Below are 22,639 nucleotides of genomic sequence, written 5' to 3'. Positions count from 1 at the left end.
GCGTCACGCTCCTGCAACGGATGAGAAGGGAGAGCCCGGCAGCGCGGGGATACGGTCCGGCGTGCCTGCGGCAGCAAGGGTGAGCGCGCGCACGACGATGCGCTGCGCGAGCTCGATCTTGAAGGCGTTGTCGCCGGACGGCTTTGCATCGGCGAGCGCGGCGCGCGCCGCCTCGCGATAGCTGGCCGTATCTGCCGCGCGACCGGCGAGCACCTGCTCGGCCTCGCGCGTGCGCCACGGCTTTGCGGCGACGCCGCCGAGCGCGAGCCGCGCTTCGCGGATTTTGCCGTCTGCGATGCGCAAGGCCGCCGCGGCCGAGACCACGGCGAAGGCATAGGAGGTGCGCTCGCGGACCTTGATGTAGCGGGCATGCCTGGCAAAGCCCTGCGCGTCGGCCGGAAGGCGCAGAGCGACGATCAGGTCGCCGCGCTCCAGCGCGGTCTCACGCTCCGGTGTCTCGCCAGGCAGCCGGTGCAGCGCCTCGAGCGGCAGCTCGCGCCGGCCGCTTTTGCCCTCGATCTCGACGATTGCATCGAGCGCGACCAGCGGCACGCAGAAATCCGACGGATGGGTCGCGATGCAGCCCTCGCTCCAGCCGAGCACCGCGTGCAGGCGGTTCTCGCCCTTCAAGGCGTCGCAGCCGGCACCCGGCCAGCGTCGGTTGCAGGCGCTGCCGGCGTCATAGAAATAGGCGCAGCGTGTCCGCTGCATCAGATTGCCGCCGACGGTGGCGGCATTGCGAAGCTGGGCGGATGCGCCCGACAGCAGCGCTTCGGCGACCGCGGGATAATTGCGCGCGAAGTCCGCGTCGTGCGCGAGATCGGCATTGCGCACCAGCGCACCGATGCGCAAGCTACCGTCGGCGAGATGCTCGATGCGATCGAGCCCGGGCAGCCGCGTGACGTCGACCAGGCGGCTCGGCCGGCTGACGCCGCCCTTCATCAGATCGAGCAGATTGGTGCCGGAGGCGAGATAGGTCGCGCCGTTTTCGGAAGCCGCCGCGATCGCATCCGCGACGCTGGCCGGCCTGACATAATCGAAATTCATCATGCGGAGCGCCTTTGTTTTGCAGTGGTCATGTTGCTCTGTGCCTCGAGCACGGCTTCGGTGATCCCCTGATAGGCGCCGCAGCGGCAGAGATTGCCGCTCATGCATTCGCGCACCCGCTCCGGATCGTCGCCCGCCTGCCCCTCCTGGATCAGGCCGATGCCGCTCATGATCTGGCCCGGCGTGCAGAAGCCGCACTGGAAGCCGTCATGGGCGATGAAGGCGGCCTGCACCGGATGCAGTTGATCGCCGCGCCCGACGCCCTCGATGGTTAAGATCTCGGCGCCGTCATGGCTGACGGCGAGCGCGAGGCAGGGATTGATGCGGCGGCCGTCGACCAGGATGGTGCAGGCGCCGCACTGACCGCGGTCGCATCCCTTCTTGGTTCCGGTCAGGTCGAGCCGCTCGCGCAACAGGTCGAGCAGGGTGACGCGGGGGTCGTCGAGGACAATTTCCCGGCGGACACCATTGATGGTGAGACTGAGTGGGAGATTCATGCGGGGCTCCGATCCGTGTATGGTCGGTTGAATCAGGGCAACGCCGTCCCGTGGCCGCCGATCGGTGATCGGCGCGCCTTGTCAGGCCGGGTGCTGGTCGCCATATACGGAGGCGCCCTCCGTTTACAAGGGAGGGCGAGAAGAAAAAGCAATGGCCGGTCCATCGACAGAAATGGCTCGCAAGCCGCGCGCCGATGCCGTGCGCAATCGCGAGCGCGTGCTGGAGGCGGCGAAGGCTGTGTTCTCGGCCGGCGGCAGCGAGGCGAGCCTCGAGGCCGTCGCGCGCCGCGCCGGCGTCGGCATCGGCACGCTGTATCGCCACTTCCCGACCCGCGAGGCGCTGTATGAGGCGGTCTATCGCCGCGAGGTCGAGCAGCTCGGCGACCTTGCCGAGCAGTTGCAAAGCGCGCCCGAGCCGGTCGACGCGCTGCGGCGCTGGCTGCGCGCCAATGTCGAATTCGTCGCCACCAAGAAGGGCATGGTCGCAGCACTTGCACTGGTGGCGGCCGGCTCGAGCGAGCTGCACGCCTATTCGTTCGACCGCCTGACCAAGGCCATCGGCACCCTGCTCGCGCGCGCGGTCGCGGCCGGCGCAATCCGCAACGACATCAGCGCCGAGGACGTGCTGCGCGCGCTGATCGGCATGTGCTACATGCACGACCAGCCGGGCTGGCAGACCACGGCGCTCAGGCTGCTCGATGTGTTCGTCGACGGCTTGCGGGTGCAGTCGGCGGGCACGGCGACGGGCCCGCAAGAGTCGAAACCGGCACGAAAGAAAGCCAGCCTCAAACCATCGCGCTAGAGCGTGATGAATTTAGATCGAATCGGTCCGTTGGTTCGGTTCACCTCTCCCCATCGGGGAGAGGTGAAGTTTCTGCGGCTGCTCCGGTTCAAGCTAACTTCATCAGGCTCTCCGGTGCCGCCAGTAGCCCGCATGAGCGCAGCGACATGCGGGACCGGCAGCCCCGGATATCGCGGAGCCTGTCATCGGGCGCGCATTCGCGCGACCCGTTGGCTCATCCGGGCTACAGCCGACAACGGTCCGTCGCTCAATCCAGTTGAACGCGGCGCTACAGGCCCGCTCAGGAACCGACCAGGCTGCGGCGAACGTCGAGCAGATGGTTCTTCATTTCCAATCCCGCGCGTTGAGCGTCGCGCGCGCGCAGAGCTGCCAGGATGTCGCGATGCTGCTTTTGCGTCACCGCGCGACGCGCGGGCGTCACGACGCGCGCCTTCAGGGCGGCCCAATCGGCCTTGCGGCGCACCGCGTTGATCGCGTCGTAGATGTCGATCAGGAGCTGGTTGCGGCATGCGGCAATCAGCGCCTGATGGAATAGACCGTCCCACATTTCAAATTCTGCCACTGTCGGCGCTCTCTCGCCCTTCTCCAGGCATTCGGCCATGGCGTCGAGCTCGGCGCCGTTGGCGCGCGCAGCCGCGCATTCGGCGGCCTGCGGTTCAATCATCAGGCGCACCTCCATGATCTCCGCCGGGCTCGCATTCTCGATGCGGTGCGCGAGGTCGTTCGGCTGCGTGCGCTTGCCCTGCTCGACAAAGGTGCCGCGGCCGACATGGCGGACGATACGTCCCGCGTCCTCGAGCTGCTGCAACGCGCGACGGATGGTATTGCGCGCAACACCATAGTGATCCGACAGCGCGCGCTCGGTGGGAATCCGCTCGCCGGGCTTCCAGCGACCGACGTCGATCGCTTCCTGGAGTGACAGCAGCAGGCGATCAGCCGATGTCTGCTTGGGCATGCGCTGTGAAACTTCGATGCTCATCGGATTGATCCGCAAACCATTGCCGTCATGTTCGCTATACCATCTATACCAATCTAAGCCAAATCGTTTAATCGCGTTACTTTAGCGATGACGCAGTCAGCTGCGAATTCTATAGCGAAGCTTGACGCATCCATATACCCATGCCAGCATAGCAATCAGACATTGGTTCAATTGGTTCATGATCAAGCACACCAAAGCCAATGCGTCTGCAGGGAAGGAAAAAACATGACCTCCGCATTCACGCCCAACGCGAAGAACCACGAAGGCCTGGGACCGCTTGCCTCACGCCTCGTGCACGCCAACGATATGCCCTGGGAGCCGATCCGCTATCCAGGCTGTCACGTGAAGACGCTTATGGTCGACAAGGCTTCCGGCCTGCTTACGGTGCTGCTGAAGATGGATCCGGGCGCCGAGCTCCCCGACCACGAGCACGTCATGCTCGAACAGACCTTCATGATCGAGGGCCGTCTGGTCGACAAGGAAGGACCGGAGACAGGTCTGTCCTGCGGTCCCGGCGAGTTCGTGTGGCGCCCGGCGGGCAGCCGTCATTCGGCATGGACGCCGGAAGGCGGACTGATGATCGCCATCTTTCAGATTCCCAACAAGTTCTACGAGAAGGACGGCAAGGTCGTCGACCTGCTCGGCGACGACTGGGGCCTGAAATGGGGCAAGGCGCTCGAGCACGCATCGTGAGCTAACGCGGCGGCCCGACGCGGAACGCCGCGCTTCATACCGATGGAATCGAGACAGCGGCGAATCTCGCCGGCACGCGCCGGCGCGATCGCATGCGCTCGACAAAAAATACGGGGGGAGGATTGATGTCGCAGCAAATCGCCAACACCACCGAGGAACGGACTGGCGCCGTTCTCGGATGGTACCATGAACTTTCCGCCAAGGAACGCCGCACATTCTGGGCCTGCTTTACGGGTTGGGCCCTCGATGCCATGGATGTGCAGCTTTACAGTCTGGTGATCGCCACGCTCACCGCGCTTTGGTCGATCAGCCGCGCAGATGCAGGCCTGCTCGCGACCGCAACGCTGCTCGCGTCCTCGCTGGGCGGTTGGCTGGTCGGCATTCTTGCTGACCGTTTTGGCCGCGTGCGCATGCTGCAGGTGACGATCCTGTGGTTCTCGGTTTTCACTTTCCTGTGCGCCTTCGCAACGTCCTATGAGCAGCTCTTCCTGTTCCGCGCACTGCAGGGCTTCGGCTTCGGCGGCGAATATGCGGCGGGCGCCGTGCTGATCGGCGAGATCATCCGCGACGAACATCGTGGAAAGGGCAACGGCATCGTGCATTCGGGCTGGGCGGTCGGTTGGGGCGTCGCGGTCATCGCCTATACCGTGCTGTTCACATTCCTTCCCGAGACTGTCGCCTGGCGCGCGCTGTTCGCGATCGGAATTCTGCCCGCGGTCTCTGTGTTCTTTGTCCGTCGCTTCGTCGACGAGCCAACGCTGTTCGTGGACGCTCAGCGCCGCTATGCCAGCGGCCAGGAAGCCCGGCCGAGCTTCCTGAAGATATTTGCACCGTCGTTGTAGCGAACCACGGTCCTGGCGTCGGTGCTGACCATCGGCACCCAGGGCGGCTACTACGCCATCATGATCTGGCTGCCGACCTACCTGAAGACGGTGCGCGGCCTGTCTGTGCTGGGCACCGGCGGTTTTCTCGCCATCATCATCGTGGCTTCATTTCTCGGTTACGTGGTCAGCGCCTATCTCACTGACATCCTCGGACGTCGGAGAAACTTCGTCCTGTTCGCCGTCTGCTCGATATTCACCGTTTTCGCCTACATGTTCCTGCCGATCGGCGACTCCGTCCTGTTCTTCCTCGGCGCACCGCTCGGCTTTTTCGCCTCGGGCATCTACAGCGGCATCGGGGCGTTCTTCAACGAGCTTTATCCGACCAGCGTACGCGGTTCGGGCATCGGCTTCTGCTTCAATGTCGGCCGCGCCATCGGCGCGCTGTTTCCGGCCCTCGTCGGTTACATCAGTGCGACCATGCCGCTTGGCCAGGCCATCGGGATATTCACGCTGGCCGCCTACGGGCTGATCATTGTCGCAGCACTCCTGCTGCCCGAAACCAAGGGGCGCTCGCTCGCCGCCTGACGCAGCACCGACACGGCGGCGTACCTGTCGTGCGCCGCCGCAACCGACAAACCAAGAGGGATTTATGAAGCTCGCTCGCTATGCCCTGAACGGCGCCATTCGAATCGGCCGTATTGACCAGGCCGAAGCAACCATTGTTCCAATTGCCGGCGTCAGCGACATGGTCGACGCAATCGAACGCATCGACGACATCGGCGGCGTCGCAGCCGGCGATGCGCCGGCCCATTCACTCGCCGACGTCAGGTTGCTGGCGCCGATCCCGGCCCCACTCCGCAACATATTCTGCGTCGGCAAGAATTATCGCGAGCATGCGCGGGAGTTCTCAAACAGCGGCTACGAGGCAGGCGCGGTGAAAGGCGCCGAAATCGACAGCCATCCCGCGGTGTTCACCAAACCCGCAAGTACCGTGGTGGGACCGAACGATGTCGTCCAATTGCATGCGCACATTACATCGAGTGTTGATTACGAGGCCGAGCTTGCGCTGATCATCGGCAAGCAAGGCCGAGACATCAAGCCGGAGCACGCCTACGATCACATTTTCGGCTACACGATCGTGAACGACGTCACCGCCCGCGATCGCCAGCGCAATCACAAGCAGTGGTTCCTCGGCAAGGCACTGGACACATTCTGTCCGATGGGACCCTGGATCGCCACCCGCGAAGACGTCGACTCCGAAAACCTCGACGTGAAATGCTGGGTGAACGGGGAATTGCGCCAGAACGCCAATACGCGCGACCTGATTTTCGACATCCCGACCCTGGTGGCAATCATCTCCGCAGGTCTCACACTGAAACCCGGTGATATCATCGCAACCGGCACACCGGCCGGAGTCGGCCTGGGTTTCAATCCGCCCAAATTTCTCCGCGCCGGCGACACCGTATCGATCTCGATCAGCCATCTGGGAACGCTGACCAATACCTTCCAGTAGTTTCGAATGATCGGAGTTCGCTCAGGCCGCCATGTTGAAGAGAACGCCGAGCGGCAGCCGGGGCCCGGCCGGATTGATATGAAGCACCGCGTCGATTGCGCGCGCGGCCGGAGATGACTGCTTCATCCAGTCAAGATGAGCCACGAGCCAGGATCGCGGCTCCGCGGCGAGCACGATCGCCGATCCCCAGGCACCCAATGGATTCTCGCGGGCCAGCGCCTGCTCGCGGCGGGGGATCGATGCGCCGGCCGCCCCCATCACATGATGCAGCACCGCCTTCGCAAGCAAATCATCGAAACGTCCGTCGTCGCATCGTTCGCTCCCGACGGCGTCGATCGCAAACAATGCGTCGGCTTCGGCGCGACTGACCGAAACGCCTGCGCGGCCTGCGACACAGAGAATGCGCGCGCATAATGTTGCGTCGTCGGCGTCGATCGTTCGCGAGAAATGCGCCCGGCCGGCGACGGTCGGCCCCTCACCGGCAATAATGTCGCAGCATACCTGCGCGAGCGCCGCCGCGCTGCGCGCAGCAGCGCCGGAGGTCGACTGCGCGACGTCTGCAACCAGGTCTTCCGCGCCGCGAGGCGCGCGGGAGAACAACTCAAGCTCACGGATCTGCATCGATCACTCCTCCGCCCACCCCGCGCCGGCGGAGCGGCGGCCGCCCTGGAGCCTTTTCAATTCCGATGGATTCGGAACGGGGCTCCAGACTTGTTTTGACGCATTTTCTTGACGCGAACCGGTGTCCATCCCGCCTCAGGCTTCGCTGGAAAACGCTCTTACGGACGTCCGGTGCGCGGCCACAGCCATCCCACGATGATCGCGTGCGGCGTGCGCCGGCTGCGCGGCAGGTTGTGCCGCTGCGACGCCGCCTTTGCAAAGGCTGCTGCCTGCTGGCCGGATTGCCGCTTCTCGCGGGCCAGCAACATCCATTCGCGAATCACGGCGCGTCGTACCTTGGACATATGAAATTCCTTCCGGCAAACCGCGTTCGCCATGGCGCAACCAGTGGCGCGTCAGGCCGCCAGCTGCATCGGATGGGCCTGCGACCGCCGCGCCGACAGCGCGCAACCGTATTGATGCACGATGCCCTGCTCGACGACGAAGCCGCGCCGCTCCAGCGAGGCGCGCAGGCTCTGGTTGGCCGAGGCCTTCTGCGCGTCGACCCAGACCACCAGCACCGCCCGGGCGCTGAGGAAATTCGCCAGCCAGTCCAGTGCCGGCTCGAGCGCAGGAAGCGTACGACGCCGCCAGTCGACCAGCGCGGCATCGTACTGGCCGACCGGACGGCCGCAATTGCCGGTCGCTGTCGCGCGCAGATAGCCGCGCCGGTGCAGCTCGAACATCAACTCCATGCTCTTCGAGCCGGCCACGACGATACGCTGCTGGGTCGTGCAGCCGGCCAGCGCGATCATCGGCTCGATGATCCGGTCGCCGGCGGTAATCTGAAGCGAAGACATGACATCACCTGTTCCCGTTCGCGCTCGCGCGTGCAGCAGAGCCTCGGCGGCCTGGCGTCCGCGGGAGCGCTTGCATCGGGCTCAATATCTTCAGGGCGGGATATGAATTCGAGAGCGCTGCGCACGCCGCGGCATATGAACCGCATAAGCCCGCACAAGTGTGCTGAAGTGCACAGACTGGACGGCGATAATCTCGTTAGATGCCGGTATTGCAAACTAGTGAATATTCATGATCCAGCCCGGCCGTCGTGCCGGGTTGTTTCACAATTTCGCATCAGAAGGCCTCGCTCGAAGCGAGGCTCCTGCGACGATGTTGTGCGGGAACGGGACGCAAAACCCGGATGTCGCTTCGCTCATCCGGGCTTCTGTAACGGGCCTTGGTAAGTCAATCCCTTTTTGCGTGATCCAGTCGCCGGGCACTTGCTTCTGTACGGGATCGGCGCGGTGGCCGTCGCCTGATGGGGTGCATTGAGGAGCCGGCCGGCCAATCTACGGAAGCGTGGTTGTGAGCCACTTCCCGGATGGCGGCCTGACCGGATCCATCGTCCCGGCGAAGGGACCTCGCTCAGGGAGAGCCTGGTGTCGTGGCCCGCCCGGAACCGATTGCTGCTCCTTGCTTAGGTTGCCGAGGCCTTGGCCATCGGGTTGAACGGTTTGGCGTCGGCGAGCATGCGATGCAGGATCACGGCGAGCTTGCGTGCAAGCGCCACCTTGGCCTTGCGCATGCCTGCGCGCCGGGCGATCCGCATCGCCCAGCCCTTCAGCGCCGAGCAGTTCCTGACCGGCTTGGTCAGCATGACATGAGCCGCCTGATAGAGCGCCTCGCGCACGGAGGCATCGCCGATCTTGCTGATGCGGCCGGTATAGTCGGTTTCGCCCGATTGGTACTTCTTCGGGGTGAGGCCAAAATGCGCTCCCGTCGCCTTCGATGACCGGAAGCGCTTCGGGTCGTCGATCGCCGAGGCATAGGTGAGCGCCACGATCGGGCCGACGGACGGTGTCGTCATCAAGAGCTTCGCCTGCGGGTGCGACCTGGCGAGCCTTTGGGTGTGCTTATCCAGGCCATTGAACTCGCGCCGCAGCACGGCGTGGGCTTCGAGCAGTGCCTGGGCCACCACCTCAAGTCCAGGATGGCCCGCTACGAGCTCCCGGATGCGTTCGGCGAACGTGCGCTCGGTGGTCGGGCCGACCTTCAGACCGAAGCCGCGGAGCACGCCGCGCAGGCTGTTCTCGATGTCGCGCAGCTTCGACTGCAGCAGCTTGCGTGCCGTCAGAACCGCCCGCGTCTCCTGCGCTTCGATCGACTTGCAGTGCACCGGCCGGAACCAGCCCAGCCGCATCAGTTGCGCGATCCCGCGGGCATCGTTGCGGTCCGACTTCACCGGCATCGCCTTGAAGGCATCGCGGACGTGCCGCGTCTCCAACAGTTCGACTGCCAGGCCCGCATCCCGCATCGCTGCGTAGAGCCATTGCGACAGCGGACCAGCCTCCAGCCCGATCCGTTCCAGCACCAACCCCAGCGACCGGAACCAGCCGATCAAGGCCTCCGGCTCGCTCGCAACCTTCGCCTCGCGCAAAATCTTACCCGTCCCATCGACAAGGCAGACGCTCGAGCATTCCAAAGACACGTCGATTCCTGCATAGTGGTACATGGTCGTCCCTTAATGATGCTTGGAGCGGGCTTGCCCGACTCCGTTGACACCATCAGTTTGAGGGACGACCGCCTTCCAACCAACAGGCCGCTCGCGAGCGCGCTTCCAAATCGCGCCGTAGCGAGCGGGCGGCCGGCCGTTACCCATCTACGCTTGCTACCGCGCCGACAAACCGAACAGCGATATTCAGAGGAGGCGGCTGGTTTTACCACCTGACGAGACCATCAACGCGACCGATAGATATCCGGGCGAACAACTTCCATGAAACGGGATGGATTGCCGAGCGCTTCGAAGCCGAATTGGCGGTACAATCCGTGCGCGTCCGACGTCAGGAGCAGGAGGCGCCTCAGGCCTTGCAGGTCTTCGTGCTCGACAACGCAACGCATCAGCCACTTCGACAGACCCTTGCCGCGATGTCCCTCCAGGATGAACACGTCGGCAAGCAATGCGAAAGTCGATTTGTCGGTGACGACACGCGCAAGGCCAACTTGCGCAGCGCCATGATAGACACCAAAGCAGAGCGAATTCTCGATCGCGCGCTCGACGATCGATCTTGGAACGCCCGGCGACCAGTAGCTCTGCTCTGCCAGGAACGTATGAATCACATCCAGGTTCAGGCGGCCTGCATCGGTCGATATCTCGTATCCGGCAACGGTCTGCTGCGTCTGCATTCACTTTGCTTCCTTCGATGAAGCCGGCACACCGGCAATACCGGTATCCGCGCGTGGGACGGCGTCTGGAAAACGCCGTTACCCGAATCGCTGATCGTAGCGCTTGATCGACAGCTCCTTGGTGTCGATCTCGGGCTTCTTGCCGGAGAGCATGTCGGCTAGCACCCGGCCCGAGCCGCAGGCCATGGTCCAGCCGAGCGTGCCGTGACCGGTGTTGAGATGCAGATTGGCAAAGCGCGTCGCGCCGATCACCGGCGGGCCGTCCGGGGTCATCGGGCGCAGGCCGCACCAGAAGGTGGCCTTGGGAAGATCGCCGCCGCGCGGGAACAGATCGGTCAGCGAATGGTCCAGCGTCGCACGCCGCGCGGCGTAGAGTTTGGTCGAATAGCCCGAGATCTCGGCGGTGCCGCCGACCCGGATGCGATCGCCGAGCCGGGTGATCGCGACCTTGTAGCTCTCGTCCATCACGGTCGATTCCGGCGCGCCGGCGGCGTCCTTGATCGGCACCGTGATCGAATAGCCCTTCACCGGATAGACCGGCAGTGAGATGCCGAGCGGCCGCACCAGATGCGGCGAGTAGCTGCCGAGCGCCAGAACATAGGCATCGGCGGTCATCATGCCGGCGCTGGTCGCAACGCCGGTGATCCGGGTCGCGTCCGCATTCAGACCGTCGATGCCGACGTTGAAGCTGAAGCGCACGCCGATCTTCTCGGCTTCCAGCGCCAGCGCCTGCGTGAACATGTGGCAGTCGCCGGTCTCGTCATGCGGCAATCGAAGTCCGCCGGCGAACTTCTGCTTCACAGAGGCGAGCGCAGGCTCGGCTTTGATGCAGCCCTCGCGGTCGAGCACCTCGAACGGCACGCCATATTGCTTGAGCACCGCGATGTCGTCGCCGGTGTGATCGAGCTGGGCCTGCTCGCGAAACAGCTGCAGCGTGCCGCGTGCGCGCTCGTCATAGCGGATGCCGATGTCATTGCGCAGCGCCTGCAAGCAGTCGCGGCTGTATTCCGCGATCGGGATCATCCGGCTCTTGTTCACCGCGTAGCGCGAGGTGGTGCAGTTGCGCAGCATCTTCAGAAGCCACAGGCACATCACGGGATCGAGCTTCGGGCGGATCACCAGCGGGCCGTGCTTCATCAGCAGCCACTTCACCGCCTTCACCGGCACGCCGGGACCGGCCCAGGGCGATGAATAGCCCGGCGACACTTCGCCGGCATTGGCGAACGAGGTTTCCAGCGCGGGCTTCGGCTGACGGTCGATCACCGTCACCTCGTGGCCGGCGCGCGCAAGGTAATAGGCCGAGGTGACGCCGATCACGCCACTGCCGAGAACAAGGACCTTCACTTTTCCTCACATCCTGCAGCAACAAACGCAATCGCCGCTGCGAAACCACTCTGCTCCGCAACGGCGACAGCAATTTGTAGTGCTAGCGGCTAATTTGCTAGCAATTATCAGGCCACGCGCTTGATGGCATCGCTCAGGATCGAGACCATGTCGTCGATGTGCTTCTTCTCGACGATCAAGGGCGGCGACACCGCGAGCGAGTCGCCGCTCATGCGCAGATACAGCCCGCTGTTGAAGCAGTCGACCATGAGGTCATAGCCGCGCGCGGCGACGACACCATCGCGCGGCGCGACTTCGACCGCACCCATCAGACCGATATTGCGGATGTCGACGACGTTCGGCAGCCCCTTCAGCGAATGCAGGCCATCGCGGAAATAGTCGGCCATCTGGGCCCCGCGGGTCAGCAGGCCTTCATCCTTGTAGATGTCAAGCGTGGCAATACCGGCGGCGCAGGCCACCGGATGCGCCGAATAGGTGTAGCCGTGGAACAGCTCGATCATGCCCTCGGGGCCGGTCATCAGCGCGTCATGGATCTGACGGGTTGCGAACACCGCGCCGCAGGGCACGCTGCCATTGGTGATGCCCTTGGCGGTGGTCATCATGTCCGGCGTCACGCCGAAGAAGTTGGCGGCGAACGGCGTGCCGAGGCGGCCGAAGCCGGTGATGACCTCGTCGAAGATCAAGAGGATGCCGTGCTTGGTGCAGAGCTCGCGCAGCCGCTGCAGATAATTCTTCGGCGGCGGCAGCACCGCGGTCGAGCCCGGCACCGGCTCGACGATCACGGCGGCGATGGTGTCGGCGCCATGCAGCGCCACCATCCGCTCGACGTCGTCGGCAAGCTCGGCGCCGTGATCCGGCATGTCCTTGGCGAAGGCGTTGCGCGCCATATCATGGGTGTGGCGGATATGGTCGACACCGGGCAGATGGGTCGCGAACTGGCGGCGGTTGGCGACCATGCCGCCGACCGACATGCCGCCGAAGCCGACGCCGTGATAGCCGCGCTCGCGGCCGATCAGACGGGTGCGGGTCGGCTGGCCAGCGGCGCGATGATAGGCCAGCGCGATCTTGAGCGCGGTGTCGACCGATTCAGAGCCCGAATTGGTGAAGAAGATGCGATCCAGCCCCTTCGGGGCGATCTCGGCGAGGCGCTCGGCGAAATCGAACGCCAGCGGGTGGCCCATGTTGAACGAGGGCGCGAAGTCCAGCGTGGTCAGCTGCCGCTCGACCGCGGACGCGATCTGCGGGCGGCCATGGCCGGCGTTGACGCACCAGAGACCGGCGGAACCGTCGATCACCTGCCGGCCGTCGACCGAGGTGTAGTACATGCCCTTGGCGGAGGAGAACAGCCGCGGCGCTTTCTTGAACTGCCGGTTGGCCGTGAACGGCATCCAGAGCGATTCGGTCTCGATGGTGTTCGGAATCTGATGAACGGTCACGGCGCGCTCCATTGCTGACGATGCCTAGTCGGACCACTCTTCCCGGCACTCAACAAGTCCTTTTCTGTCGCACGGCAAGCCATTGATCTTGTTGAGGCGGTCTGCAAAGATTTGTTCGATCCGCAACACCTGCAACAGCGATTTTGCCAAAGGGACTGTAAAGGGACTGTCATGAGCGTCGACATCGGCGGACGGCTGCGATTCATCCGCGCGCGGCACAAGCTGTCGCAGCGCGAACTCGCCAAGCGCTCCGGCGTGACCAATTCGACGATTTCGCTGATCGAATCCAACCAGATGAACCCGTCGGTCGGCGCGCTGAAGCGCATCCTCGACGGCATCCCGATGGGGCTCGCCGAGTTCTTCGCGATCGAGCCGGAGCGGCCGCGCAAGGCGTTCTACCGCGCCGACGAGCTGACCGAGATCGGCAAGAAGCCGATCTCCTACCTCCAGATCGGCGACAGCCTGTTCGGCCGGGCCTTGCAGATCCTGAAGGAGCGCTACGAGCCCGGCAGCGACACCGGCCGGGTGCCGCTGGTGCACGAGGGCGAGGAAGGCGGCATCGTGGTCTCGGGCCGGCTCGAGGTCACGGTCGACGACGAGCGTCGGGTGCTGAACGCCGGCGACGCCTATTATTTCGAAAGCCGCCGCCCGCACCGCTTCCGCTGCATCGGCGCCAAGCCGTGCGAGGTGATCTCGGCCTGCACACCGCCGACATTTTGAACCCGGCGCGCGCCGCCGGCGACCCAAGGCGCAAGGGCCGCATGCCGCGGCCTCGCAGGTCATAGCCCATGCCTCGCTCCCCTCGGCTCGCGGCCATCGCCGCGGCCATCACGGTCCTGGCGTCCGGCCCGTCCATTGCGATGGACGATTATCTGCGCGCATCGAGCAGCGCACCGACCGCGATCAGGCTGTGCGGAGATACCGCCGACAGCACGATCAAGACCTCCGACTGCAAGAAGGCCGGCACTGACAAGCTGGTGGCGCAGATCGACAAGGCGTTCGATGCGGCGCTGGCAAAAATGCCGGCGAACATCAAGCCGCTGCTGAAGCGCGACCAGGCCTGGTTCAACGAGATGATCATCGACGCCGCGGAGGTCTTGGCCGACGCCGATACGGACGAGCTGAAGGAGAGTTTCGCCGAGGCGTTGCGCCGCCGCGTCACCGCGCTTGACGGAATGGCATCCGGCCGTCCCGGCCTCGCCGGCAAATGGGTCAACGCCTTCGGCAACATCACGCTGACGCCGGCCGAGGGCGGCGCCTATCGCCTCGCCGCCGATCTGCGCGGCGACTATGGCGGCGACCGGCGGCGGACTTGCAAGCTGACCGCGCTGGTCAAGCCTGCCGCGAGCGGCTGGCTGTCCGGCCCCGCACTCACCGACCCGGCGAAGACTGCCGAACCCGCAAAGCCACCGTCGTTGAAGGTCCGCCGCCAGGGAGAGAGCTTGCGCATCGTTGCGATCCTGGGCGACGACGAGGGCGGCCTTGCCGCATGCGAATCCATGGGGCAAGTCACCGGCAGCTATTTTGCCGCCGGCAAGGATGCAGCATCCGACACGGCCAACACCGCGTTCGTCGCCCCGACCTTTGACTGCACCAGACCCGAGACGGCGACCGATGAGGAAATCTGCGCCGATCCCGATCTCGCCGACAACGACCAGCGGCTGAACCGCGCCTGGAAGGCGTTGCAGCCACGGCTCGACGAGGCGACGCGGCGCGCGCTGATCGACGACCAGCGCAACTGGGTGAAGAGCCAGGCCGAGGAGTATCCCGAATTCCTGCACCCGGCGTGGGAGAAACAGACCTCGCAGGTGCACGATACCGTCGGTGCCCGCGACCATGTCGACGGATTGCAGCGCGAACGCCTCGCGCTGCTCGAAGGCTTTGACGACAAGCGCAATGGGCTCACCGGCATCTGGCTCGCCTATAACGCCGTCATCAAGGTCACCGCCGACAGCGACGGCACCCTGAGCGCCGCGGGATGGAAGTGGGATCAGGGCGACTGGAAGGCGGGTTGCGACTACGACATGACCGGCAAGATCACCGGCGGCGCGTTCCGCTCCGACGAGCAGCGCAAGAACCCCGACACGCTCGAGCGCGACCACGCCATGCTGATCGTCAACCGGCAGGACGACGTTTTTGCGAAGAAACGCACCGGCAAGGACGGCGCCGAGGACAGCGCCGACGAGGCAAAATGCCGGCGCCGGCTCGACATCTCCTCAACTGCGCGGCTGTTTCCCGCCCGCCCTTCGCCTGACATCGACAAATTCAAGGGCGCGATCCGCTAAAGCGCGGACAGCGTCAGAGATCGCGCGTCTGCCGGTCGCCCCACGCGATGACGACGGCAATGGTGGCGAACATCGCGGTGACGGCGATCATGACAAGGATGGTGTCGAGGGGCATGGGTCGTCTCCTGCATATGATGGAGAGACCTAGCGCGCTCACGCGCGCATCGCCTTGTGCTGGATCAAAAAGCAGCGTCAGCTCGCGCCGCTCAGCTTCAGCCGTTCGAGGTCGAGCAGCCGCACGCCATCGGGCACGATCAGCACCACCTTCTCGCGCGCAAGCCGGGTCAGGGTTCGGCTCACCGTCTCGATGGTGAGACCGAGATAGTCGGCGATGTCCTGCCGGCTCATCGGCAGCGGCACGGTGACGGACATGCTTCCGATCCGGGCGTGTCGCGTCTGCATGTTGAGCAGGAACGCAGCGATCTTTTCCTCGGCACTGCGCCGCCCGAGCAGCAGCATCTGGTCCTGCGCCAGGCTGAGCTCGTGCCCCGCGAATTCATGCAGGCGGCGCAGCAGATGCGGCTTGCCGTCGACATAGGCGAGGAATGTCGATCGCGCGAAACGGCAAACCGCAACCTGGTTCACCGCCTCCGCGGTGACGCCGTAGCGGTCCTGCAGCGCGAGTCCGAGGAAGTCGCCCGGCAGCGCGAAACCGACGATCTGGCGGCGGCCGTCGGGCAATGACTTGTACAGCCGCACGACCCCGTCGGTGACGTTGAACACGCTTCCCGCCAGCGCACTCTGCTCGAACAGCGTCGCTCTTGCCGGGACCTGCTTGGCCTGGCTGATCCGGTCGAGTTCCTCGAGCTCGGACAGCTCCAGTGCGGCGCAGACGCTGAACAGCCTGACCTTGCAGTCCTCGCAGCCATTGGTGGCGCGGCCGTGCCTGCAGTCGCACGGCGCCGCGCCGGCAAACGAATCCTGCAGTGGTTCGGCGATGCTCATGGCTTCGGGGGTCCGCGTGGTTTCGATGTCGACACTATCAGCCCCGATTTGATCTGGATCAACCGCCGGGGTCATTGATGCAGATCAATGCTGCGCCGCCCGTTCCCCAGCAACTTCGACCGTGTTCGGGGAAACCGACGATGAACGAGCATTTCCAAGCACTTCCGATCGACCATCAGGACGCGATCGCGGCCTATCCGCTGGTGTTCATGCACGATGCCAGTATTACCACGGAGCAATGGCTGCGATTCGTGCGCCGGCGCAGCCGCAGCAGTTCGCCCGAGACCGGGCTGATCGCGATCCGCGATCGCCGTGGCGTCATCCATGCCGTCTTCAGCTACCGGATCGACAGCGACCTGCGCGTCCGCAGGCGACTCAGCATCAGCGACCTGATCGTCGCCCATCTGCCCGGCTCGCGGATCGACGACGCGGTGTCGAGCGTCGTCGCCGACGTTTCGGCGCAGCACGGCTGCCAGATCGTCACCATCGAGCGGCCCTTCGCGACGCCCTCAGCGCGGCGGACCGGATGCCCGACCGCCGAGGCGCTGCTGCGCCGCAACCGGCGCGTCAACTGACATGGCTCCTCGATCTGGATCGGTGCACGCCCGATAACGGGCGGCAGCTTCGTTCGAACCTGAGGCGATCCGGAAAGACCAATCCATAACAGCCCGACGTCCCGTCCCGCGGAGTGCATCACCATGTCCGGCCGAAACGGCATCCTGTCGCGCCTGATCGTCGCGGCATTCGTGCTGTGCATCGGCACCGCCGTTCAGGCCGAGAAGCGGGTCGCACTGGTGATCGGCAATTCCGCCTATCAGAGCGCGCCGAAGCTGCCGAACCCGGCCGGCGATGCCAAGCTGATCTCGGACACGCTGTCGTCGCTCGGCTTCATCGTGGTCGGCGGCGGCGCGCAGGTCGACCTGACCAAAGCCGGCTTCGACGCGGTGCTGCAGGCTTTCGGCCGCGAACTGGCCGGCGCCAACGTGGCGCTGTTCTATTATGCCGGCCACGGCGTCGAGACCCACGGCTTGAATTATCTGGTGCCGGTCGACGCCGATCCCACTGACGAGGGTGACGTGTTCATGCAGGGCATCGCCATGGCCGGCGTACTCGACCAGATGGAGAAGTCCGGCGCCAGGATCAATCTCGTGCTGCTCGATGCCTGCCGCAACAATCCGTTTCGCGACCGCGGCGTGCGCTCCGCCACCGGTGGACTGGCGCAGATGCAGGCGCCGGCGGGCACGCTGATCTCGTTTGCGACCCAGCCGCGCAGCGTCGCGCTGGATGGCGACAACGGCCACAGCCCCTACACGCGCGCGCTGGCCGCCACCATGCGGCATCAGGGCTATGGCCTGTTCAGGACCTTCAACGAGGTCGGGCTTGCGGTCGAGAAGGCAACCCACGGCCGGCAATTGCCGTGGGTCGCCGCCTCGCCGATCGCGGACCGGTTCTATTTTGCCGGCGAGCCGGCGGTCGCCAGGGAAACCGAGCCTGCACGGGATGCCGGACTAGCGGCCAGGCCGCCGCGCGGCGTCCCGCGCTGACGCACGCAACGCCTTTGTCGCTTGCAGCGGAAACCGGCCTGGGGTGTCATGCGTAACAGCAGGTATCCGAGATGGAGCCCCGCATGCGCGCGATCGCCCTCATTGCCGCCCTTCTGTTCGCCCTCGTCTCATCAGCTGCCGCCGACGACGTCGGCGCCGCGCAGGATGTGATCCGCGCCCAGGAGCAGGCATTCGGCCGCGACGACGCCGCTTCCGCCTATTCCTATGCCGCGCCCGCGATCCGGCAGATCTTTCCGCAGCCCGACATCTTCATGTCGATGGTGCAGAGCCAGTACGCGCCGGTCTATCGCCACCGGAGCTTCGAGTTCGGCGCGGCGCAGAGCGACGGCGACCGGATCGCGCAGCGCGTCCATATCGTCGATGCGAATGGCGAGGCGTGGGAGGCGCTCTACACGCTGGAGCGGCAGGCGGACGGCAGCTTGAAGATCACCGGCTGCTCGCTGCTTAAAGCCGGCCAGGCGGTGTGATCTGCTGGCCTGCTCCCGGGGCTGGAAAACCTCAGGACAAGTCCTTTCTCAGCCGGAGCCTGTCTTCCAGCCAGTCGAATATCACTTCATTGGCCAATGTGGGATTATCGATATGTCCCTGCATGGCAGCCGTTTCAGCACAGCGAAACAGGATCAGCCGGGCGTCATGATGAATGCTGTCCAATTGATTGCCGAATTCGGTCAGGGCACCGGGAAGAAGCCAGCCGCCTTCGCCCGCGGTGACAAGCAGCGGACAATCGATCCGCCGTGACATCGAGCTGGCGTCTTCAAGCCATCCAGGCTGCTCCCGGCCGGCGGCATGCTGGTAAAAGAAGCTTCTCTCGTGCGAGTCCCAAATGCCGGCATCGCACACGGCAGCGGCAAATCGGGCGTCGCTTGCGGCGGCTCGCGCGACCAGCGAGGAATTCCATGCATCCGCCACGATGGCGATCCGGCTGCTGTCGACACCCGGCTTCTCCGCGAGATAATCCAGGATGCGGCTCATCGCAGTCTCGAACTTCTGGCCTCCGAGCCGCTCCGGCGGCAGAGCCATTTGAGTACCCAAGAGATCCACGGTCAGCAGCGACAGTCCGCGCTCGTTCGCATGGCTGGCGTATTTGGTGATCAATTCTTCCTTGTAGGAACCCGGCTCGCCGATGCATACGATGACGGGCCCATTGTCGCGGAAAGCCGACGGCAAATAGCAGGCCTGAAGAAAGAGGTCTTCAGTCCAGGGGATCGAGAGCACCTGGCCGGCTGGAATCCTGTTCTCCAGGAAATTCGTTGCACATCGCCGCATGCCGTCGACGGCGCATTTCAAAAGATTGCTGGAGCACCCGGGAAGCCTTGCGGCGGCATGAAAGTAGGTCGTGGCCCGCAGCCAGTTGTGACGGGCGGTGATCAAATTGCCGTTCAACAACGAAAGATCGGCTCTCGCCTCGTTCAGTTCCGCGGTCCTGATCCACTCTTCGGACCAGGAATTTTCCGAAGCAAGGTCGATCCTGCTCAGTGTCAGCCAGCATTCGGAAACGGTCGAACCTCCCTCCTGCGCGGCAGCCAGCAGTTTGATGAACTCCGCCGACAAATCCTCTCGGCCCGGCCAGGAAGGCCAGCCCTTGTCGTCAAACTCGACGCCGCTTGACGAGGCGCCGCGCGCCCCCCGGTGCTCATGCATATTCCATCAACTCGTTCGCTTCTCGGAAGGGTCCCTGATCCTGCTTACCGGCAAGCCAACGATTTCGCCTCTACAGCTGAGATCTTCGCGTGCGGTTGGTCGCGACAGTTGGAGTTTGCGTAGCCGCGGAAAGCCGGCGCCGAAATCGCAAACGCCAATCACCCAGCTCTCCCAAGAAAATACACGAGCGCCTTTCATATAATTAAAGTAATTCGGCGGCCGCAATCGTTGATATGGCGGCGCAGGAATGCGTTGCGCTTATGTCTGACAGCTGATTGCTGATTGTTGCCGCCGCAATCGTTACCGAGCAATTGCTCGGTAAACGCGCACTGTCTCATGTGGCGAGCGTGCCGCCGGCGCAAGTCTGCTCACAGAATTGCGAGCAGCGGGATGTTGCCGGTCACTCGACCGTGACCTGGTCAGGCAACTTGACAAGTCATGCCGTTAGAACGAGACGATGTCGCTGTCCCTGGCCAGATAGTCCTGCATCGCCAGCGCTCGATCGCTTGACCTGATGAAGCGCTCGACGAGTTCGAGAAAGATGGAGAATTCTTCATCATTCATGCAGTCCAGCCAGACGTCGTTGACGTTCGACTGCATGGGCGCGAGCGAGTCGAGAAGGATGCTGCCGCCATGTGTGACGGTCAGCCTGGTCCGGCGGCGATCATCCGAATCCCCGGCCTTCTCGACCAGTCCAAGCTCGGTCAGGTGCTGGATCGCCTTCGTCACACCCGCGCTGGTCAAGCCGAGATACTCGGCGACGGTCACCGGGAAGACGTCGCCTTTGGTCTCGAGATAACGGATCGTGGTCAGGATCGTGTACTGAATGCCGGCGATGCCGACATGCGCTGCATAGCCTTGGGTCAGGTCGTGGTGGCGCGATGCCAGGGAGTGCAGACAGCCCGTGAGGCGCTGCAGCTGCAGTTCCGTTGCTTTCGCGACTCGATGGGTTCGAGCAGTCGAGCGAACCGCCGCCGGCAAATCGGCAGTCGAAGGTTTACGGTGACGGCTTGATTCTGCGTTTGCCTTCGGCATGCCGGGCACGCTCCCGCAATTCTATGATAGAGTCATATAACTGGCATAAGACTTCCCGTCCAGATGATCCTGCCGCCTCGGCCGTGTGGCAGATCACGATTTCGAGGCCGCCCTTCGATCCCGGGCTTCACGAACACGTGCGCCGCGCCTGCGCGCACCGAAAGGGCTTTGCATCGCCCTGTCGGCGCGCGCGTGCTGGAATTTCGCCGACAGCGCGATCGAACCGCGCACAAACGAAAACCTCCGGCAGGGCATTGCCGGAGGTTCGGGAGGTTCGTTCATGAAGAGGTTGGTTATCTCCTCATCAACATCGGCGGCAAAAGCCGCTGCGGGTTTGTATATGATCTAATAATGTTAGTAAATCATACAGTGATCTCGTTTCGACAACGGCCTCATTGCAAAAACAGAACCCCGACGGTTGCCCGTCGGGGTTCTTTTTAAAGGTCAGATCACGTCAGCTGGAGATTACCAGTTGCGCTGGGCGCGGAGCAGCAGCGTGACGGTGTCCTGATCCTTCAGCTCGTACACCGTGGCCGGCTTGCCGATCGAGGCGCTGCCGGGATAGGTGATCGTACCCGCGTACTTCTGATCCAGATGAGTGTAGGTCAGGTCTGCCGAGAAGGTCAGGTTCTTGACCGGGGTCCACTGAGTCTGCGTGCCGATCTGCGCGATGTTGTAGTCCGGATTGCACGAGGTCAGGCCGGCGGTGCCGAACACAGCACCGAACGAACCACCGACACCGTTACCGCCCGGTCCGCAAATCGCGCTCTTGGCCGTGTCGTTGTAGCGAATACCCGCGTAGGCACCATAGACGCTGGTGTTCCAGTTGGGGCTCCAGTTGTGGACGTACGCACCACGCATGCCCCAGGTCTGGATCAGCTGCTGCTGGCCGCCGTTCACGAACACGCTGTCAGGCGCCATGCCAAAGCCGATGCTCTGATAGGCACCGGGCACGTTGGTGCCGCCGAAGTAGGTGATCGCACCAGCGATCGACAGATCCTGGATGTTGTAACGGGTTGCACCGTCCGTATAGACGCCCTGGATGTTGATCGTGTCGCCTGGCCCGGTCGGAATGTTCTTGATCGACAAGGCCAGTTGACCGGCCCAGCCCCACTTGTCGTCCGGATGACCGGTCAACTCGGTGCCGCCATAGTAGGCTGCGTGGTTGTCATGGGCCGCGAACGATGCCTGGAACAGACCCCAGGCCTGGTCGACCTTGACCGCGGCGACGAGGTCCGGCGCGATCGTGCCGGCATAGTCGCTCGCACCGTAGGCACCGAGACTGCCGGTACCGAGCACACCGAGATTCTGCACGCCGGCCTGATAATAGGCCGACTGATCCTGGGCCGACAGCGACAGCGACACGCCGTTGCCGAACTGCGCGGTGTAGGTGAACTGGTTCACGCCGGTGACCGTACCGCCGCCGCCGACGAGACCGTCGAAGTTGTTGCCCGGGTAGTTAGTCCACGGCGCCGAGAACTGCGAGACCGCCTTACCCATCGTGAAGCCGGCGAACTGGATGAAGGCGTAGTAGACGCCGACCGTGCCGGCGGCAACGCCGCCCGAGGTTGCGTTGTTCGGAGCCGCCGCCGTTCCGATAGGTGAGTAAACGGTCGCGCCGTTACCCTGCCCACCGTAGGTATCCGACGTCCAGCTGAACACCGCGTCGAAATAGGTGCGAACCACGCCGTACTCGGTCGCGGTGCGGGTATCGACGTTCAGATCTTCACGCGAACGCCAAGTGTAGCCGTTCGTGAAGCGGTTCTGCGCGCCACCAGCGCCTGACGTGTTGCCGGACGCGTCCGAGTTGGTGTTGGCCAGCACGTCGACACGCAGATAGCCGCCCAGTTTGATGCAGGTATCGGTACCCGGGATGAAGTAGAACCCGGGACCATACAGCGAGCAAACCTTCACATACTCAACCGCCTTGGCCTTGACCGGAAGGTCGGCCGCCTGCGCGCCGCTGCTCGCGATGAGCGCCGCCACCGAGCCCAACAGAAGGCCCTTTACCATCTTCATGCTATCCTCCAAGTGATGCCTTGCGCTGCTGGCAAAGCGACAAAAAGTACCCCTCTCGAAAACCGCTGCGGCGCAGCCATTTTCAAGATGCTCGTGGTCAACTCGGCCACTGCAGGCGTGAGATGGCGGATGCCCCCCATCTACGGCGGGAAACTATGCACCCGACGGTCGCATGTTCAACTTATATTAGTTAATCATCTTATGTTTCGGCTGCCATGTGCCATTCAGGCA

Annotated in this window: 22 protein-coding genes and 1 pseudogene; 9 read left to right on the top strand and 14 right to left on the bottom strand. The window is 64.1% G+C overall.

Going from position 1 to position 22,639, the window contains the following annotated elements; all coding sequences use genetic code 11:
* Positions 1–3 precede the first annotated feature (3 nt).
* Positions 4–1,050 carry an FAD binding domain-containing protein gene (locus tag HAP48_RS26040; RefSeq protein WP_166208862.1) on the bottom strand — a complete coding sequence of 349 codons (1,047 nt, stop codon included), beginning with the start codon at positions 1,048–1,050 and terminating at the stop codon, positions 4–6.
* The gene (locus HAP48_RS26035; RefSeq protein WP_166208865.1) at positions 1,047–1,544 is read right to left on the bottom strand and encodes a (2Fe-2S)-binding protein; all 498 of its coding nucleotides are present in this window, start codon (positions 1,542–1,544) and stop codon (positions 1,047–1,049) included. The genes HAP48_RS26040 and HAP48_RS26035 overlap by 4 nt, the downstream gene beginning before the upstream one ends.
* A 151-nt stretch (positions 1,545–1,695) precedes the next feature.
* Between HAP48_RS26035 and HAP48_RS26030 the strand changes: the two genes are divergently transcribed.
* Complete coding sequence (locus tag HAP48_RS26030) at positions 1,696–2,346, top strand: TetR/AcrR family transcriptional regulator (protein WP_210292678.1); 651 nt, start codon at positions 1,696–1,698, stop codon at positions 2,344–2,346.
* 280 nt (positions 2,347–2,626) lie between these two features.
* Here HAP48_RS26030 and HAP48_RS26025 read toward each other — a convergent pair whose 3' ends face one another.
* Positions 2,627–3,325, bottom strand: coding sequence for a FadR/GntR family transcriptional regulator (locus HAP48_RS26025; protein WP_166208869.1), 699 nt, complete (start codon positions 3,323–3,325; stop codon positions 2,627–2,629).
* Between the two features lie 225 nt (positions 3,326–3,550).
* Between HAP48_RS26025 and HAP48_RS26020 the strand changes: the two genes are divergently transcribed.
* The 3 genes and pseudogenes from HAP48_RS26020 to HAP48_RS26010 all read left to right on the top strand — a co-directional run bounded on the left by HAP48_RS26020 (position 3,551) and on the right by HAP48_RS26010 (position 6,355).
* Entirely contained in the window at positions 3,551–4,018 is a 468-nt protein-coding gene (locus tag HAP48_RS26020; RefSeq protein WP_166208872.1) for a cupin domain-containing protein, read from the top strand.
* A 125-nt stretch (positions 4,019–4,143) separates the two neighbouring features.
* Positions 4,144–5,427, top strand: a pseudogene (locus tag HAP48_RS26015) (MFS transporter).
* 64 nt (positions 5,428–5,491) lie between these two features.
* Entirely contained in the window at positions 5,492–6,355 is an 864-nt protein-coding gene (locus tag HAP48_RS26010) for a fumarylacetoacetate hydrolase family protein (RefSeq protein WP_166208875.1), read from the top strand.
* Positions 6,356–6,376: 21 nt separating this feature from the next.
* On the opposite strand, the gene HAP48_RS26005 is transcribed toward HAP48_RS26010, so the two are convergent.
* The 7 genes from HAP48_RS26005 to aptA all read right to left on the bottom strand — a co-directional run bounded on the left by HAP48_RS26005 (position 6,377) and on the right by aptA (position 12,930).
* Positions 6,377–6,976 (bottom strand): hypothetical protein, encoded by a 600-nt coding sequence (locus tag HAP48_RS26005; RefSeq protein WP_166208878.1) that lies wholly within the window; start codon positions 6,974–6,976, stop codon positions 6,377–6,379.
* 158 nt (positions 6,977–7,134) lie between these two features.
* Positions 7,135–7,320, bottom strand: a complete 186-nt coding sequence (locus HAP48_RS26000) for a hypothetical protein (RefSeq protein WP_166208881.1) — start codon at positions 7,318–7,320, stop codon at positions 7,135–7,137.
* A 51-nt stretch (positions 7,321–7,371) separates the two neighbouring features.
* Positions 7,372–7,815 (bottom strand): hypothetical protein, encoded by a 444-nt coding sequence (locus HAP48_RS25995; protein ID WP_166208884.1) that lies wholly within the window; start codon positions 7,813–7,815, stop codon positions 7,372–7,374.
* A 617-nt stretch (positions 7,816–8,432) separates the two neighbouring features.
* Positions 8,433–9,467, bottom strand: coding sequence for an IS110 family RNA-guided transposase (locus HAP48_RS25990; protein ID WP_166203463.1), 1,035 nt, complete (start codon positions 9,465–9,467; stop codon positions 8,433–8,435).
* A 224-nt stretch (positions 9,468–9,691) separates the two neighbouring features.
* The gene (locus HAP48_RS25985; RefSeq protein ID WP_166208887.1) at positions 9,692–10,138 is read right to left on the bottom strand and encodes a GNAT family N-acetyltransferase; all 447 of its coding nucleotides are present in this window, start codon (positions 10,136–10,138) and stop codon (positions 9,692–9,694) included.
* Positions 10,139–10,216: 78 nt separating this feature from the next.
* Positions 10,217–11,482, bottom strand: coding sequence for a D-amino acid dehydrogenase (locus tag HAP48_RS25980; RefSeq protein WP_166208890.1), 1,266 nt, complete (start codon positions 11,480–11,482; stop codon positions 10,217–10,219).
* 107 nt (positions 11,483–11,589) lie between these two features.
* Entirely contained in the window at positions 11,590–12,930 is a 1,341-nt protein-coding gene (aptA, locus tag HAP48_RS25975) for an omega-aminotransferase AptA (RefSeq protein ID WP_175612294.1), read from the bottom strand.
* Between the two features lie 159 nt (positions 12,931–13,089).
* Here aptA and HAP48_RS25970 point away from each other — a divergent pair, with 159 nt between their 5' ends.
* Entirely contained in the window at positions 13,090–13,638 is a 549-nt protein-coding gene (locus HAP48_RS25970; RefSeq protein WP_018273259.1) for a cupin domain-containing protein, read from the top strand.
* Between the two features lie 68 nt (positions 13,639–13,706).
* Entirely contained in the window at positions 13,707–15,203 is a 1,497-nt protein-coding gene (locus HAP48_RS25965; RefSeq protein WP_166208896.1) for a lysozyme inhibitor LprI family protein, read from the top strand.
* Between the two features lie 192 nt (positions 15,204–15,395).
* Here the strand turns inward: HAP48_RS25965 and HAP48_RS25960 are convergent, their stop codons facing one another.
* The gene (locus HAP48_RS25960; protein ID WP_166208899.1) at positions 15,396–16,148 is read right to left on the bottom strand and encodes a helix-turn-helix domain-containing protein; all 753 of its coding nucleotides are present in this window, start codon (positions 16,146–16,148) and stop codon (positions 15,396–15,398) included.
* A gap of 140 nt (positions 16,149–16,288) precedes the next feature.
* Here HAP48_RS25960 and HAP48_RS25955 point away from each other — a divergent pair, with 140 nt between their 5' ends.
* The 3 genes from HAP48_RS25955 to HAP48_RS25945 all read left to right on the top strand — a co-directional run bounded on the left by HAP48_RS25955 (position 16,289) and on the right by HAP48_RS25945 (position 18,180).
* Positions 16,289–16,723 (top strand): hypothetical protein, encoded by a 435-nt coding sequence (locus HAP48_RS25955; protein ID WP_166208902.1) that lies wholly within the window; start codon positions 16,289–16,291, stop codon positions 16,721–16,723.
* A gap of 123 nt (positions 16,724–16,846) precedes the next feature.
* On the top strand, positions 16,847–17,692 hold the full coding sequence (locus HAP48_RS25950; protein ID WP_166208906.1) for a caspase family protein: 846 nt from the start codon (positions 16,847–16,849) through the stop codon (positions 17,690–17,692).
* Positions 17,693–17,775: 83 nt separating this feature from the next.
* On the top strand, positions 17,776–18,180 hold the full coding sequence (locus HAP48_RS25945) for a DUF4864 domain-containing protein (RefSeq protein WP_166208909.1): 405 nt from the start codon (positions 17,776–17,778) through the stop codon (positions 18,178–18,180).
* Positions 18,181–18,211: 31 nt separating this feature from the next.
* Here HAP48_RS25945 and HAP48_RS25940 read toward each other — a convergent pair whose 3' ends face one another.
* The 3 genes from HAP48_RS25940 to HAP48_RS25930 form a co-directional block, all read right to left on the bottom strand.
* Positions 18,212–19,354 (bottom strand): dienelactone hydrolase, encoded by a 1,143-nt coding sequence (locus HAP48_RS25940; RefSeq protein ID WP_166208914.1) that lies wholly within the window; start codon positions 19,352–19,354, stop codon positions 18,212–18,214.
* 444 nt (positions 19,355–19,798) lie between these two features.
* The gene (locus HAP48_RS25935; RefSeq protein ID WP_166208917.1) at positions 19,799–20,389 is read right to left on the bottom strand and encodes a MarR family winged helix-turn-helix transcriptional regulator; all 591 of its coding nucleotides are present in this window, start codon (positions 20,387–20,389) and stop codon (positions 19,799–19,801) included.
* Positions 20,390–20,854: 465 nt separating this feature from the next.
* Positions 20,855–22,408, bottom strand: coding sequence for a porin (locus HAP48_RS25930; RefSeq protein WP_166208920.1), 1,554 nt, complete (start codon positions 22,406–22,408; stop codon positions 20,855–20,857).
* Between the last annotated feature and the right edge of the window lie 231 nt (positions 22,409–22,639).

It is taken from the genome of Bradyrhizobium septentrionale (assembly GCF_011516645.4).
In the GTDB taxonomy this organism is placed as follows: domain Bacteria; phylum Pseudomonadota; class Alphaproteobacteria; order Rhizobiales; family Xanthobacteraceae; genus Bradyrhizobium; species Bradyrhizobium septentrionale.
Note: the sequence above shows the minus strand (reverse complement) of the source record. Positions and strands in the feature narration are given on the sequence as shown.